A 15,262-nucleotide genomic window follows, 5' to 3' on the forward strand; every position below is an offset into this window, starting at 1 on the left:
TCAATGAGTACTTGGGGCCGGGTGCTCGTGGTCGTGCCGACCTACAACGAGATCGAAAGCCTCGAACGGGTTCTGGGCAACCTGCACCGCCACGTTCCCGCCGTCGACGTTCTCGTCGTCGACGACGCGAGCCCCGACGGTACGGGAAAGCTTGCCGACCGTCTCGCGCGGGGCGACGACCGCATCCACGTGCTGCACGGCACCGCGAAGAGCGGACTCGGACAGGCCTACCTCTCCGGCTTCGCGTGGGCCCGGGCCCGCCACTACGACGTCGTCGTCGAGATGGACGCCGACGGCTCGCACCCCGCAGAGACCCTCCCCGCCATGCTCGACCGTCTCGTCGACCCCGACCGTCCCGTCGGTCTCGTGATCGGCTCGCGCTGGGTGGCCGGTGGCGCGGTCGAGAACTGGCCCGCGCGGCGCCGCCTGCTCAGCCGGGCCGGCAACGAGTACGCGCGCCTCATGCTGCCGCTGCGGGTGCACGACGCCACTGCGGGTTATCGCGCCTACGACGCCGGGCTGCTCGACCAGATCACCACCCGCACGGTGGTGTCCCGTGGCTACTGCTTCCAGATCGATATGGCGTTGCGCGCGCACGACGCGGGTGCCGGCATCGCCGAGGTGCCGATCGTGTTCCGCGAGCGCCAGACCGGGGTGTCGAAGATGAGCCGCGGAATCGTCTTCGAGGCGCTCCTCAGGGTGACACAGTGGGGCATCGTCCGACTGTTCACCCCGCGCACGGCGGAAGCTGCCCGGGCGGCGGACGGCGACGCACCCACCCGCTCCGCAGCGTAGTCCCATACGCTAGGTCTCGCCCGATCGACAGTTCCTTAGGCCGGAACCGGAAAGCCCCATGACAACACTGCGCATCATCATCGACCAGATCCTCGCGCCCGTACCCGGCGGCATCGGGCGCTACGCCGAAGAGCTCACGCGCGCCCTCATCGACACGGCCCCCGCCAGCTGCGAGATCCAGGGAATCGTGTCGTCGTCGACCGACGAGCAGTACGCGATGCTGCACGAGAAGCTGCCGGGTCTCGACAGCGTCTACAAAAGCGCCCTCGCCAGGCGCGAGCTGTCGGCCGCGTGGCAGCACGGCTTCACCCGGCTGCCCGGCAAAGGCATGATCCACGCGACGAGCCTGCTCGCGCCGCTGTCCCGCCACGACCGGGCGGGCGGATCCGGCGACCAGATCGCCGTGACGATCCACGACGCCGTGCCGTGGACGCACCCCGAGACGCTCACGCCGCACGGTGCGTCGTGGCACCGCGCGATGGCCAAGCGCGCACACCGCTACGCCGACGCGATCGTCGTGCCCACCCACGCCGTCGGCGACCAGCTGGCCGAGATCTTCGACTTCGGACAGCGCATCCGGGTGATCGGCAGCGCCGTGAGCTCGCAGCTGGCCACGCCGGTCGACGCCGACGCACGCGCCGCGCGTCTCGAGCTGCCCGAGCGCTACATCCTCGCGGTCGGCACCCTCGAACCGCGCAAGGCGCTCGAACCGCTGATCCGCTCGCTCGGCAGCGGCGCATCCGCCGACCTGCCGCTGCTCATCGTCGGCCCTCCCGGCTGGGGCGAGGTCGACGTCGCGGGAGTCGCCGCCTCCGCCGGCCTCGAACCCGACCGCGTGCGGGCGCTGGGCTATCTCAGCGACGCCGACCTCGCGGTCGCCCTCGACCGCGCGACCGTGTTCGTGATGCCGAGCCTCGCCGAGGGATTCGGCATCCCTGTCATCGAGGCCTTCCACTTCGGCACCCCCGTGGTGCACTCCGACGACCCGGCGCTCGTCGAGGTCGGCGGCGACGCCGGTCTCGTCGTGGCCCGCGACGACCCCGAGGGTTACCCCGAACGGCTCGCCGAGGCGATCGCCACGGTCGCGAACGACGACGAGCTCGCCGCGCGCATGGGGCAGGCGGGGCGCGACCGTTCCAACCTGTTCAGCTGGCGCAACTCGGCCGAGAAGGTCTGGCAGCTGCACGCCGACCTCTAGGTCGGCGAGGCGCCTATGGCGCCGGCGTCTCCGTCGTGGCGGCCAGCGCGGCATCGACCATCGCGTGGATCGCGTCGAAGTCGGGGCGCACCACGTCGACCCCGTTGCTGGGCACCAGCTCGACCTTCTCGATCGGCAGGGCGCGCGTCTTCTCGGCGAGCTGCACGAAGTAGGGAAGAGCCGCGGATGGCACGTCGGTGGTGACCACCTGCGAGCCGGCCTCGGCTATCGCCTGGAACTTGCCGAGCACGTTGGCCGGCACGAACTGCGCGAGGATCGCCTCCTGCACCTGCCGCTGCCTGGCCATGCGGTCGTAGTCGCTCGTTCCGTGGCGCGCGCGGGCGTACCAGAGGGCGGTGTAGCCGTTCATCTGCTGCAGGCCGGGCTCGATCCAGCCCTCGACGTTGATCGGCTGGCTGTTGCGGTCTTCGCCGCCGCCGATCGGGTACCGGCCGGTCGACTCGATCTGCACGCCGCCGAGGGCGTCGATGAGGTCGCTGAAACCCTTCATGTCGATGAGCACGTAGTACTGCAGCGTGATGCCGAGCACGCCGCCCACGGCGTCGCGCATCGCCTCCACCCCGGCGTTGCTGCCGTTCTCCGTGGCATCCGGATACAGGTCGGGGTGTTCCACACCGTAGGTGTAGAGGTAGCTGATGAGGCACTCGTCGCCGCAGTCGTAGCCGTCGGGGAAGGGGCCGTAGAGCGGCGAGCCCTCGACGAACGGCGCGTTTTCGAGGTTGCGGGGAATGCCGATCATGGTGGCCTTGCCGGTCGCGGCCTCGATGCTCATCACCGAGATGCTGTCGGGGCGCAGCCCCTGCCGGTCGGGACCGGCGTCTCCGCCGAGCAGCAGGATGTTGTACCGCCCGTCGACGGCCTCGGCGGCCTGCCCGGCCACGAACACCTTGTTGATCGCGTCGCGGGTCGCTCCGGTGACCACCACGCCGTAGTTCGCCGTGGCGCTGACGGCGACGAGCACCGCCACCGCGAGAGCGGCGACGAGCGGGCGGGCCGATGCCGTGATCTTGATGAGCCGCGCGAGCCGCAGGGTGTCGACGGTGAGCAGAATCCACAGCGCGGCGTAGAAGACGATCAGGATCTGGATGACCGTGAGCGCCACCACGTTCGTGAACAGCGTGTAGAGCACGGGCCGCGCGAACAGGAAGAAAACGAGGGTCAGGATGGCGATGATCCAGAGCGCGAAGGTTGCGAGCACGCCGAAACGGCCGAGCTTGCGGTCGCCCGCGAGCAGCTGGGCCGAACCCGGCAGCAGGATGTTCAGGCCGACCAACCACCAGGCCCTGCGGGTCATGGTGGTCCGTGAGCTCGTGTCCGGGAAGCGGACAGGGCTGGCGATCGTCACAGTCGGGATGCGAGAGCCGCGTTTTTGTCTGCGACGAGCTGTTCGAGGCTGAGCGCGAACGCCGCGAGCTTCTCGGCGAGCTCGGGGTCGGAGGTGGAAAGGATGCGGGCGGCGAGGAGTCCCGCGTTGCGCGCACCGCCGATTGAGACGGTCGCGACGGGAACGCCGGCGGGCATCTGGACGATCGAGAGGAGGGAGTCGAGGCCGTCGAGCTTGGCAAGCGCGACGGGGACGCCGATCACCGGCAGGGTCGTGACGGCGGCGAGCATGCCGGGCAGGTGCGCGGCACCGCCGGCTCCGGCAATGATGACCTTGAGGCCGCGGTGCACCGCGGTGCGGCCGAACTCGATCATGCGCTCGGGCGTGCGGTGGGCCGACACGATCTCGACCTCGTGGGCGATGCCGAACTCGGCGAGTGCGGCAGCGGCGTCCGCCATCACCGACCAGTCGGAGTCTGACCCCATGACGACGGCTACGAGTGGTGTGGACACGGAGACAATCGTAGGGTCAACCCTCGAAGAAGGCTGCCGCGGCACGCGCACGATAGACGACCTCGTCGAGGTCGTCGCCGCCCGCGTTGACGTGACCGACCTTGCGCCCCGGCCGCGGGGTCTTCTCGTAGAAGTGGAATTTGACGGTGGGCTGGTCGGCGAATGCCGCGTCGTAGCGGTCGGCGATCGTCGCCGTCGTCGGGCCGCCGAGCACGTTGACCATTACGGCCCACTCGTCGCGGCAGCCGGTGGCGCCGAGTGGCAGGTCGAGCACCGCGCGCAGGTGCTGCTCGAACTGGCTCGTCGTCGAACCGTCGAGCGTCCAATGGCCGGTGTTGTGCGGCCGCATCGCCAGCTCGTTGACGAGCAACCGTTCGTCGGTGGTCTCGAACAGCTCGACCGCGAGCACGCCGGTGACGCCGAGCGCCTCGGCGACCGTGGTGGCGATGTCGGCGGCGACGTCGGCGACATTGCCGGCGGATCCGGGTGCGGGCGCGATGACCTCGGCGCACACCCCGTCGCGCTGCATCGACTCGACGACGGGCCACAGCGCGAGTTCCCCGCTCGGCCGGCGGGCGACGAGCTGGGCCAGCTCGCGACGGAACTCGACGAGCTCCTCGACGAGCAGCGGCTCGCCCGCCAGCAGCCAGTCGGCGGCCTCGCTCGCGTCGCGCACGACGCGCACGCCCTTGCCGTCGTAACCGCCGGTCGCCGTCTTGAGCACACCCTTGCCGCCGTGGTCGGCGAGGAACTCGGCGAGCTGCTCGGCGGTGTCGACGCGCGCCCAGTCGGGCACGGGGATGCCGAGGTCTGCAAGACGCTGCCGCATCTCCAGCTTGTTCTGCGCGAACCGCAGCGCATCCGGACCCGGCTGCACGTCGATACCGCGGGCGACCAGCTCGCGCAGGACCGCCTGGGGAACGTGCTCGTGGTCGAAGGTGACGACGTCGACGGTCTCGGCGAAGGCGAGAACGGTGTCGAGGTCGAGGTGGCTGCCGTAGGCGGCCACGGCGAGCGCCGCCGGTTCGCCCTCCCGCTCGGCGAGCACGCGGATCGGGATCCCGAGGTTGATCGCCGCCGGCACCATCATGCGGGCGAGCTGCCCGCCACCGATCACTCCGACGATTCGCGACATGCTCGAACTCCTGCGTCTCACACGCCGGACGGGTTCCCGGCGTTCACCGCTTCTATCTTCGCGCAGTTCGGGACGGCGGGTTAGCGCACGCCCCACGCGGTCGTCTCGTCGGGCGCCGCCGACTGTTCCTGCTGGCGCCGGGCGGCCACGGGGTTCTGGCTGTGCTCCATCAGGTCGTGGAGGGCGGCCTGCACGAGATTCGCCGCCGGCACGTCGCGCAGCACGACGGGCGTGTCGAGTCCGGTGTTGATGAGCACGTCACCGCTGCGGAAGACGGCCTGCATGGCGTTCTTGCGCACGGTGACGTCGTAGCCGCGGCTGTGCAGCAGTTCCTGCCGCATCCGCACGAAGAACCCGCTGCGCAGCACGATGCGTCGGGTGGTGATCGTGTAGTGACGGCCGAGCCAGTGCAGCAGCGGAAGCAGCCAGAGCAGGATGCCGAGCAGCAGCGCGGCCCCGAGCACGGCCAGGTTCTGCCAGTCCTCGTCGAAGGTGCCGTAGAAGTAGCCGGTGGCACCGAGGATCAGGATGAGCGCGAGGCTCGGCCAGAACAGCGCGCGGCCGTGCGGACGCAGCCGTGCGACGACGGCTTCGGGCACGCGGCTCTCAGTGGACATGTGTCATTCATACCTCAGATGTGTCACGTCGCCCGCGGCGACAGCCGTAACGTGACCATCCAGTGAACCGCGCACCCGCAGGCGCCCGCTGCCGTCGATGCCGACGGCCGTGCCGACGAGGTCGGGGGCGCCGGGCAGCTCCACCTTCACCTGCTGGCCGATCGTGGTGCAGAGCTCGGTGAGCTGCTCGGCGACGCCGCTGCCGACGGGGTCGGCGCCGACGCGGACGAAGCCGGTGTACAGCTCGCGCAGGTTGAGGAGGTAGGCGCTGAGGGCCGCGTCGGCGAGGTCGTCGCCGGAGAGGGTCGCCCCGGAGAGGTCGAGCGACGTAGACACGGGTGTGGGCAGCTGGTCGCGCGTGAGCGACAGGTTGAGACCCGCGCCCATCACGACGGCGTCGCCGGCCGGCAACAGCTCGGCGAGCAGTCCGGAGATCTTCAGCCCGTCGACCTGCACGTCGTTGGGCCACTTGAGCCCGACGCGGTGTTCGGGCAGCAGCGACTGCACGGTGCGGGTCATGGCGATGCCGGCGATGAGCGGCAGCCAGCCGAAGTGGCGCAGCTCGAGCGGCTCTCCCCCGGGCAACACCGGCCGCAGCAGGACCGAGATCGCCAGGCTCGCGCCCGGCGGGGCCACCCACACCCGGCCGAGGCGGCCTCGACCGGCCGTCTGACTGCCGGTCACCACGACGGAGAAGTCGCCGAGCGTGCCCGCCCTGGCGACCAGCTCGTCGTTGGTCGAACCGGCCTCGGGCAGGATCTCGAGGTGGTCGACCGCGGCGGCGCTGAGAGGGAGCTTCATCCGCTAAGGCTAGCCGCCGGTCAGTTCTTCGATACCCAGGTGTGTGGGCGCCCGCGCGACAGCCGCCGCACCGCGAGCACGGCGGTGCGCGCCGGCGTGCCGACGACGAGCGCGACCGCTCCGAGCGCCGAACGGTCGTGTTCGCCGAACGCCTGCTTGCGCTCCCACGCCCGACGAAGTAGCCCGCCGATGGTGCCGCGCAGCGAGGGACGGTGCGGCAACGGACCCGACGCGCGCTGCTCGAGCAGTTCGTCGAGGGCGCGCATCCAATCGTCGTCTTCGGCACCGTGGAAGTAGTTGTCGTCGAGCCAGCCCGGGTCGGGTCGGGAGAACGAGAGAGACGCCACCGCCTCGCCGTCGCCGAACAGGCCGCTGCCGAGGAACACCGGGTTGATGAGCTCGTCGGAGACGCCGAACTCGTCGAGCACCACGAGCGGGACGTCGCGGGCGATCGCCTCGATCGACGCGGTCGAGCTGACCGTGACGAAACCGAGCGCGCCGTCGAGCGCGGCGGACATGGGTCCGGATGCCACGACCAGATTGTGTGGCGCAGAGGACCGCTGCGCCAGCAGGTCGGGGTAGCTGTGTTCCTCGTCGTGCGTCTGCTGCTCTCCGGTCACCGCCCGCACCTTGATCACCACGCGGTGGTCGGGGTTGCGCCTGGCGGTATCGATGAGGATGTCGAGCACCCGCTCGCGCTCCGGACGCAGAAGGGGAACGATCGACTGCACGGCGAACACGATGTCGCCCCCGCCGGCTGCCGGCCGCCGCTCGATGAAGGGCAGGGTGGCCAGCACGAGCCGGTGGGTCCATCCGCGCTTCCCCGCAACGACGGCGAACTCGCGGATCTCACGCTTGCTGTGCAGCACCATCAGGTCGGCTTGCGAGCGGTAGAACAGCGCCTTCCACGTGGCCGGGATGGAGATGCCGGGCAGCCCGCTCACGAACACCGGTCGGTTCGGCACGGCGGAGAGCACACGCAGCACGACGGAGGCCGCCGGCCCGCGCATCGCGACGATGATCACGTCGGGCCGTTCGAGCAGCACGCGCTCGTGCAGCGCGTCGAGGGTGAACTGCCGGGAGGCGCCGTCGAACCCGCTGCCGGCGAGCGCGGCGGACAACTGCGACGCGCTCGGGGCACCGGGGGTGGCGACGACCGCGATCTCCCTCGACCACTCGGCGGGGAGCTGCGCGAGCAGCGCGGCCCCCCACTTCACGTACGAGTCGGTGTCGACGAGGGCGAGGGCCTTCACGCGCGGTTCGCCCCGGCCTGAATCGCTCAAACCTGGATCGCTCAAGCCTGGACGCGGCGGAGCTTCGCCAGCGGGGCCAGCTCGCCGGGGAAGACGCGCTTCACGCCGTCACCCAGAGCCTCGGAGACGACACGGATGTCGGCGACCAGCTGGGCGAAGTCGCCGGGCTCGAGCGAGGCCGAGTGGTCGGAACCCCACATGGCGCGGTCGAGCGTGAGGTGACGCTCCACGACGGTGGCGCCGAGCGCGACGGCGGCGAGGCTGATCTGCAGCTCGCGCTCGTGGCCCGAGTAGCCGATGGGCAGGTCGGGGAAGCGGGCGGCGAGCGCGGGGATCATGCGCAGGTTGGCCTCCTCGGTGGGCATCGGGTACGACGACGTGGCGTGCAGCATCACGAGACGCTCGCGGTCGAGAACGTCGACCGCCGCGTCGATCTGGTCCATCGTCGACATGCCGGTGGAGAGGATGATCGGCTTGCCGGTGGCGGCGAGCGCCTGCAGCATGCCGATGTCGGTGACCGACGCCGAGGCGACCTTGTGCGCCACGACGCCGAGGTCCTCGAGGAACGCGACGGCGGGCTCGTCCCACGGCGATGCGAACCAGTCGAGGCCGCGCAGCAGGGCGTGGTCGCCGATCTCGATGTACTGCTCGCGGTTGAACTCGACGCGGTAGCGGTACTCGAGGTACGTCATGGTGCCCCACGGCGTCTCGCGCATGACGCTCTTCATGTGCTCGGGCGTCGACACGTCGGGGGTGCGCTTCTGGAATTTGACGGCCTGGGCCCCGGCGTCGGCGGCGACGTCGATCATCTGCTTGGCGAGCTCGACGCTGCCGTTGTGGTTCAGACCGATCTCGGCGATGACGTACACGGGCTCGCCTGTACCGATGGAGTGTGTTCCGATGTTGATGTTCATGCGTTGGTGTCCTTCTCGGTTGGCATAGCGAGCTCTGCGAGTTCGCGAACGGCGCCGTCGCCGCCGCGTCGGGTGAGTACCACCCGGGCTGCTGCGATGACGAGGGGATGGGCGTCGGCGACCGCGATGGGCCAGCCGACGAGATCGAGGCATGCGAGGTCGTTGACGTCGTTGCCGAGGTAGGCGACCCGCTCGAGGTCGAAGCCGTGCGCGTCGACCCACTCGACGAGGGCGCTCGCCTTGTCGCTCAGCCCGTGGCGGACGTCGACGCCGAGCTTGCGGGCGCGGGCCGAGACGACCTGGTTGACCTCGGTGGAGAGGATGAGCATTGGGACGCCGGCTTCGCGCAGCAGGCGCACGCCCATGCCGTCGGAACGGTTGGCGACGATGAACTCGCTGCCGTCCTCGGCCACGAGCACGCGGTCGTCGGTGTGCACACCGTCGAAGTCGGTGACGACGGCGTCGACGTCGATGGCGGTGGGCGCGGTCCTGACGGGAGCCGCGTCGGCTTCGGGCGCATCCGGATCAAAAGCGCGGGCGAGAACGGATGACACGGCCAACTGTTCTTCGGTGTCGATCTCGATCGCGTGCCGTTCGTCGACGGTGACGATGCCCACGGTGCCGAAGAAGCGGTAGCCCGCGGCGCGGAAGCCGTCGGCCCGCATCACGTAGAACGCGCCGGTCTCCTGGAACTGGGCGTCGCGGTCCTGGCGGCGAGGGCGGAAGGAGTGGTCGTGGTTGACGCCGGTCGCTCCCGTCGCGTCGAGTTTCCACAGGAATGCGTGGGTCTCGACGGCGGAGAACACGACGTCGTCGGTGCCGCTGTCGACGCGGCCGACAGCTTGCTCGAGGGAGGCGGGCTCGATGAACGGCGAGGTGGCCTGGATGAACACGACGATGCGCGTCGCGATGCCGCGCGTCTCGAGGGCGTCGAGCGTCTGCAGCAGCGCGGCCTCGGAACTCGCCTCGTCGCCGGCGAGCTCGGCGGGCCGGTCGACGACGTCGGCTCCGGCCGCGAAGGCGACGGCCGCGATCTCGTCGTCGTCGGTGGAGACGACCACCCGGTCGATGGATGCCACGGCCTGGGCGTTGCGGATGGCCCGCACCACGAGCGGAACCCCGCCGACCTCGCGCAGGTTCTTGCGCGGGACACCCTTCGACCCACCGCGCGCCGGAATGACGGCGACGACCTCGGCCGATTCGTGCACGCGGAACTCCATTCACGGCGACCGGTTGGCTGCCAATGTGGTGACGCTACGGGCGCCAGATGACCGCGAAGGATACGCCGAGGTAAACGGGAAGTGACGGGTTCGCAACATCCGTGCAAGCGAACGCTGGCCTTTCTGTACGTTTCGGCAGCCGATCGCCCCGAAGTCGCACCAGTAGAGTGAAACCGTGAATCCAGAAGATGCCAATCCCGACCTCTTTACGACCGCGGGCAAGCTCGCCGACCTCAAGGTCCGCTACCACGAGGCCGTGACCGCGAGCGGCGAGACCGCGATCGAGAAGCAGCATGCGAGGGGCAAGAAGACCGCGCGCGAGCGCATCGAGGAACTGCTCGACCACGGGTCGTTCGTCGAGCTCGACGAGTTCGTGCGTCATCGCACCCACGCGTTCGGCATGGAGAAGAAGCGGCCCTACGGCGACGCGGTCGTCACGGGGCTCGGCACGATCCACGGGCGCCAGGTCGCCGTCTATGCCCAGGACTTCACCATCTTCGGCGGTTCGCTCGGCGAGGTCGCCGGCGAGAAGATCATCAAGGTCATGGACCACGCCATCAAGACGGGCGTGCCCATCATCGGCATGCTCGACTCGGGCGGTGCGCGCATCCAGGAGGGTGTCGTCGCCCTCGGCAAGTACGGCGAGATCTTCCGCCGCAACACCCAGGCTTCGGGCGTCATCCCGCAGATCTCCATCATCATGGGCCCGGCGGCCGGCGGCGCGGTGTACTCCCCCGCCCTCACCGACTTCGTGATCATGGTCGACAAGACCAGCCAGATGTTCGTCACCGGCCCCGATGTGATCAAGACCGTCACCGGCGAAGACGTGGGCATGGAGGAGCTCGGCGGCGCCCTGACACACAACAGCATCTCCGGGGTCGCGCACTACCTGGCCAGCGACGAGAGCGACGCGCTCGACTACGCCCGCGCCCTCATCAGCTTCCTGCCCGACAACAACCTCGCCGAGCTGCCCGTCTACGACGGCGCCGTCGAGCTCGAGATCACCGACGCGGACCGCAAACTCAACACGCTCATCCCCGACAGCCCCAACCAGCCCTACGACGTGAAGACCGTCATCGAGCACATCGTCGACAACGGCGACTTCCTCGAGACCCAGCCGCTCTTCGCGCCGAACATCGTCGTCGGCTTCGGCCGCGTCGAGGGGCGCTCGGTCGGCATCGTGGCGAACCAGCCGAACTCGATGGCCGGAACCCTCAACATCGAGGCCGGCGAGAAGGCCGCGCGGTTCGTGCGCTTCTGCGACGCCTTCTCGATCCCGATCATCACCCTCGTCGACGTGCCCGGCTACCTGCCCGGCACCGACCAGGAGTGGACCGGCGTCATCCGCCGCGGCGCGAAACTGCTCTACGCCTACGCCGAGGCCACCGTGCCGCTCGTCACCATCATCACCCGCAAGGCCTACGGCGGCGCCTACATCGTCATGGGGTCGAAGCAGCTGGGTGCCGACCTCAACTACGCCTGGCCGACCGCCGAGATCGCCGTGATGGGCGGGCAGGGCGCCGTGAACATCCTCTACCGCAACGAGATCAAGGCCGCCGAGGCCGCGGGCGAAGACGTCGCGGCCGTACGCACCAAGCTCGCGAACGAGTACACCTACAACGTGGCGAGCCCGTTCCTCGCCGCGGAGCGCGGCGAGCTCGACGGCATCATCGAACCGGCGGCCTCCCGGGTCGCGATCATCAAGGCGCTGCGCGCACTGCGCACCAAGCGCGCGACGCTGCCGCCCAAGAAGCATGGGAACATCCCGCTGTGAGCTCGCAGGCACCCGCTTCCGACGCCGCGTCCACGTCGTTCACGATCGTCGCGGGCGACCCGACTCCGGCAGAGGTCGCCGCGGTGACCGCGGTGCTCGGCGCCGCCCTCGAGGAGCTCGCGGGCGAGAACGAGCGGGACGCGGCATCCGGCCTCACCGCCTGGCAGCGCAGTCAGCGCGCCATCCGCGCTCCCATCGTGCGCGGCCACGACGGCTGGCGCGGCTTCTCCGCCTGAACGCACGATCCGTCGGCGAGAAAGCGTATTCCACGGAATCCGCACGACAGCGAGACGGTTTCATCTGTTTGGCCGTCATCGGGCGGTTCTAAAGGTCCGTTTTGGCCCGATGTACCCCGCTTTTCGTGGCCAAATCGCGGCCGTCCCGCTAGGTTATTGGCGGGGAAGCGGGCGGGGTGCAAAACTGTACCCCTGGTGTCCTCCTAAATGACGACTGTGCAATAGTTTGGCCAGACGGCATTATTACTAGTGCTAGGTGTCTCTCATCGAGTTACACCACCATTTGTTAGCCGACTAGGGTAAGCGGGCTAACTCATGGAGGCGAGTCAGGGTGCTATTCGGGTTAGCACCCTGACTCGGATTTTGACACAGGGTCGGAGTTTCATCTCCGGCCCTGTTGTCATTTAAACGACGAAGTAGTCAAATGAGCACAGCACGGCTTGTTCCCTGACCTACGCGCGCGGGATCTCCAGCCAGAGGTCCACTTCGTCGTCTTCATCGTCGTTCAGCTCGTCGCCCAGCGCATCGGCGCCCTCGGCACCCGTGCTGCGCAGGCCGACGACGGTGATGGCTGTGTCACTGCCCTCGTTGGCCGTGCGCACGATGATCTTGTCCGCCGTACTGCCGCGCATCGCCTCGGCCAGCTGGTTGAGCACCCGGCCGCGGGCGGGCTCGACGACCGTGTCCATGCCGCCCTCGTCGAGCAGCGTCACGATCGCGCCGCGACGCCTGGCGAGCATCACCTGTTCGCGCACCGCGTTGTTCAGCAGGTTGCGGCCGCGGATCTCGTCGCGGATGGCGCCCTCGAGGTAGAGGCACTCCTGCCGCTCGGCCTCGCTGAGGTCGCCCGCCTCGGCCTCGATCTGGCGCAACATCGGCAACGCGCTCGAACTGGTCTGACCGAGCCGGAACTGGCGCTCGAACACGTGCGCCTCCTGGGCGGCCTGCCAGTCGGCGGCTTCACGCTCGGCGTATGCGAACCGGCGGGCGTCCTTCGTCGCCTTGGCGATGGAGTGGCTGAGCACGTGCGAGATCACGACCCACGAGACGCTCCCGACGACACCGAGCGCGACGAGGGTGGCCGGGCCGCCCCAGACGATCGACTGCAACACGAGGAAGGCGATGCCGACCCAGGCGAAAAGGTGGCGACGGCGGGTAGACGTGATCGCCATGAGGGTTCCGACCGCGGCGATGTACCAGGTGGCGTAGCCGTTGCCACCCTCGCGGTTCGGGTCGAGTTCGCTCGTCACGAGCAGCGGCACGGCGACGACGACGGCCACGTTGAAGGCGGCCATCCAGATCGGCATCCGCGGCGGCCCGAAGCGCAGCAGGCTCAGCACGGTCGCGCCGAGATAGAGCGCCATGGCCGCGATGACCGGAGCGGGGGAAGCGGGGATGCCGATCGTGAGCACGCCGAGGATGACGTGGTACACCGAGAACGAGGCGCCTATACCGACGATGATGAAGCGGGGGATACCGATGATCATGCGAGGCCCCCGGTCCCGGCGGAGGTACGCGCGTGGCGGCCCAAGCCGCCCGGCGTCTCCGGGCGCGGCCAGCGGATCGCTATCACGGTGCCCTCGTCGACCGCGGAGTCGATCTCGACGAGCCCACCGGCGTTGGTGACGCGTTCGACGATCGACACGCGCAGGCCCATGCGCTCGGCGGGCAGGTCGACGAACGAGAACCCCGCACCCGTGTCGCCCACCTCGACCTCGATGCCCGCGGGCACCGCGCCGCGGATCGTGACCCAGCGGCTCACCCGCGGATCCTGGCCCGCGTGCTGGAGACTGTTGACCATCGCCTGCACTGCCGCCGAGTAGACCGCCTCCGCCGCCTGCAACGGCATCCCCTGGGCGGCCAGGTCGCGCGTGCGCAGCTCGAACGGGGCGCTCATGCTCGACGCGGCCTCCGAGATGCGCCGGGACACGGCCGACAGCAGCACGGTCCCGCCGTCGTCGGGGCTCACCAGCGCGGCTTCGCGCAGGTGACCGATCGCGTTCGACGCCATCGTCGCCGCGATGCGCTTGGCCTCGGGCGAGTAGGCACGGGCAGCCGAGAGCAGGGTGGTCAGCACGCTGTCGTGCACGATCGAGTCGACCTGCACCCGCTCGATCTCGGTGGCGTGGGCGTGTACGGCGCGCGTGTACCTGTCGAGAGCGGCCGACTGGGCGACGTCGACGGCCGCAGCGGCCTGACGCAAGAGCGTGATGATGAGCACCACGGCGCCGCCGATGAGGATCGAGTAGACGACCTCGAGGATCGACTCGAGCAGCGATGCATTGCCACCCTGCGGAGTCACACGGATGAAGCCGTAGATGATGGGCGCCGCGAAGAGGTAGCAGGTGGCGATCGGCAGGCTGAATCCGACCGTCGCCGCCGCCGTCGCGTAGGTGACGAGGAAGTACAGCCAGTAGCGGTCGAGCTGGCTGTCGCTCGGCGCGACGATCGTCAGGGGCCAGGTCGCGAGCACGAGCAGGTACACCGACGCCACGACGATGTTGGTGCCGACGACCCAGCGCTGGGCCATCGCGGCGATGAACGCGACGACGATGCTGCCGTAGAGGGCCGGCACAACGATCCACGCCCAGATCGGCTCGGAGGCGCCGATCTGCGACAGCAGCACCGGCAGTGTCTGCAGCCCGAAGACGATGCCGAACACCGCGGTGAGGCGGGATGCCAGCCCCTCTATCTGAAGACGGCTGATCGGGCTGCGCTTGCCCGTGGGCACCGCGCCGATCGGGGGTGGCTTAGTGGCCATCTCCGCCGTCCGAGTCGAGCCCGGGCAGGATGCCGTCTTCGACGGCCCTGCGCAGAAGGTCGACCTTGGTCGGCGCGGGCCGGCCTACTTCGACGTACTTGACTCGGATGCGGTCGAGGTACTCCCGCGCGGTGGAATAGCTGATGCCCAGCTGCTGGGCCGCGAGCTTGAGAGGCAGGCCCGAGGCGTACAGGTGCAGGATCTCCCGCTCGCGGCGTCCGAGCTCGGCGCGGGCGAAGTCGCCGTCGGCATCGATCGCGGTCGCCCACTCGAGGTTGTTGAGCACCTCGCCGCGCGCCACGCTCGCGGCGGCGGCGATGACGGTGCGGGTGGCCGAAGATTTGGGAATGACGCCCGCGGCGCCCGCGGCGAGCGCCTCGCGCACGTAGGCGACGCGGTCGGCGATGCTGTGCACGAGCACGGCGGAGCCCAGCGCCTGCACCCGCTTGACGTTCTCGGTGACCGACGAGCCGTCGCCGAGCGAGAGGTCGAGAACGACGACGTCGCACTCACGGCCGGCGAGACCGTCGACGAGCTCGTTGACATTGGCCGCGGCGATCAGAAACTGGTAGCCCTCGTCGATGAAGGCGGCCTTGAGCCCGAGTCGGACCGATTCGTGGTCGTCGACGACGGCGACGCGCACGGCGGCAACCGCCCCCAACTCACCCGCTGAGGTAGCCGTGGGCTGCTCCATGTCGATC

At 69.4% G+C, this 15,262-nt stretch carries 15 protein-coding genes; 4 read left to right on the forward strand and 11 right to left on the reverse strand.

The features are described 5' to 3' along the window. Positions 1 to 3 precede the first annotated feature (3 nt). The gene (locus IEV96_RS08975; RefSeq protein WP_188510283.1) at positions 4 to 795 is read left to right on the forward strand and encodes a polyprenol monophosphomannose synthase; all 792 of its coding nucleotides are present in this window, start codon (positions 4 to 6) and stop codon (positions 793 to 795) included. Positions 796 to 853: 58 nt separating this feature from the next. After that, positions 854 to 1,993, forward strand: coding sequence for a glycosyltransferase family 4 protein (locus tag IEV96_RS08980; protein WP_188510284.1), 1,140 nt, complete (start codon positions 854 to 856; stop codon positions 1,991 to 1,993). A 13-nt stretch (positions 1,994 to 2,006) separates the two neighbouring features. Here the strand turns inward: IEV96_RS08980 and IEV96_RS08985 are convergent, their stop codons facing one another. The 8 genes from IEV96_RS08985 to IEV96_RS09020 all read right to left on the reverse strand — a co-directional run bounded on the left by IEV96_RS08985 (position 2,007) and on the right by IEV96_RS09020 (position 9,778). Then, positions 2,007 to 3,308, reverse strand: a complete 1,302-nt coding sequence (locus tag IEV96_RS08985; RefSeq protein ID WP_229733173.1) for an LCP family protein — start codon at positions 3,306 to 3,308, stop codon at positions 2,007 to 2,009. A gap of 47 nt (positions 3,309 to 3,355) precedes the next feature. Then, entirely contained in the window at positions 3,356 to 3,823 is a 468-nt protein-coding gene (gene purE / locus IEV96_RS08990; RefSeq protein ID WP_188511190.1) for a 5-(carboxyamino)imidazole ribonucleotide mutase, read from the reverse strand. A 43-nt stretch (positions 3,824 to 3,866) separates the two neighbouring features. Beyond that, positions 3,867 to 4,985, reverse strand: coding sequence for a 5-(carboxyamino)imidazole ribonucleotide synthase (locus IEV96_RS08995; protein WP_188510286.1), 1,119 nt, complete (start codon positions 4,983 to 4,985; stop codon positions 3,867 to 3,869). 80 nt (positions 4,986 to 5,065) lie between these two features. Continuing rightward, positions 5,066 to 5,602 (reverse strand): PH domain-containing protein, encoded by a 537-nt coding sequence (locus tag IEV96_RS09000; protein ID WP_188510287.1) that lies wholly within the window; start codon positions 5,600 to 5,602, stop codon positions 5,066 to 5,068. Between the two features lie 3 nt (positions 5,603 to 5,605). Then, on the reverse strand, positions 5,606 to 6,403 hold the full coding sequence (locus IEV96_RS09005; RefSeq protein ID WP_188510288.1) for a biotin--[acetyl-CoA-carboxylase] ligase: 798 nt from the start codon (positions 6,401 to 6,403) through the stop codon (positions 5,606 to 5,608). Between the two features lie 20 nt (positions 6,404 to 6,423). Continuing rightward, positions 6,424 to 7,686 carry a DUF6716 putative glycosyltransferase gene (locus IEV96_RS09010; RefSeq protein WP_188510289.1) on the reverse strand — a complete coding sequence of 421 codons (1,263 nt, stop codon included), beginning with the start codon at positions 7,684 to 7,686 and terminating at the stop codon, positions 6,424 to 6,426. A gap of 11 nt (positions 7,687 to 7,697) precedes the next feature. After that, complete coding sequence (locus IEV96_RS09015) at positions 7,698 to 8,570, reverse strand: N-acetylneuraminate synthase family protein (protein ID WP_188510290.1); 873 nt, start codon at positions 8,568 to 8,570, stop codon at positions 7,698 to 7,700. Beyond that, positions 8,567 to 9,778, reverse strand: coding sequence for an acylneuraminate cytidylyltransferase (locus tag IEV96_RS09020; protein ID WP_229733175.1), 1,212 nt, complete (start codon positions 9,776 to 9,778; stop codon positions 8,567 to 8,569). Before IEV96_RS09020 ends, IEV96_RS09015 begins: the two co-directional genes overlap by 4 nt. Before the next feature lie 187 nt (positions 9,779 to 9,965). On the opposite strand from IEV96_RS09020, the gene IEV96_RS09025 reads away from it, so the two are divergent. Further along, complete coding sequence (locus tag IEV96_RS09025) at positions 9,966 to 11,564, forward strand: acyl-CoA carboxylase subunit beta (RefSeq protein ID WP_188510292.1); 1,599 nt, start codon at positions 9,966 to 9,968, stop codon at positions 11,562 to 11,564. Then, positions 11,561 to 11,800, forward strand: coding sequence for an acyl-CoA carboxylase subunit epsilon (locus IEV96_RS09030; RefSeq protein WP_188510293.1), 240 nt, complete (start codon positions 11,561 to 11,563; stop codon positions 11,798 to 11,800). The genes IEV96_RS09025 and IEV96_RS09030 overlap by 4 nt, the downstream gene beginning before the upstream one ends. Before the next feature lie 452 nt (positions 11,801 to 12,252). On the opposite strand, the gene IEV96_RS09035 is transcribed toward IEV96_RS09030, so the two are convergent. Genes IEV96_RS09035 through IEV96_RS09045 form a run of 3 tightly spaced genes read right to left on the reverse strand, consistent with a single transcriptional unit; the run spans position 12,253 to position 15,255 of the window. Next, positions 12,253 to 13,287, reverse strand: a complete 1,035-nt coding sequence (locus IEV96_RS09035) for a DUF8320 family protein (protein WP_229733176.1) — start codon at positions 13,285 to 13,287, stop codon at positions 12,253 to 12,255. Next, entirely contained in the window at positions 13,284 to 14,561 is a 1,278-nt protein-coding gene (locus IEV96_RS09040; RefSeq protein WP_188510294.1) for a sensor histidine kinase, read from the reverse strand. Before IEV96_RS09040 ends, IEV96_RS09035 begins: the two co-directional genes overlap by 4 nt. Next, a complete protein-coding gene (locus IEV96_RS09045; RefSeq protein WP_188510295.1) occupies positions 14,551 to 15,255 on the reverse strand; it encodes a response regulator in 705 nt (234 codons plus the stop codon). The genes IEV96_RS09040 and IEV96_RS09045 overlap by 11 nt, the downstream gene beginning before the upstream one ends. Between the last annotated feature and the right edge of the window lie 7 nt (positions 15,256 to 15,262).

The sequence above is a fragment of the Conyzicola nivalis genome, assembly GCF_014639655.1.
GTDB lineage: Bacteria > Actinomycetota > Actinomycetes > Actinomycetales > Microbacteriaceae > Conyzicola > Conyzicola nivalis.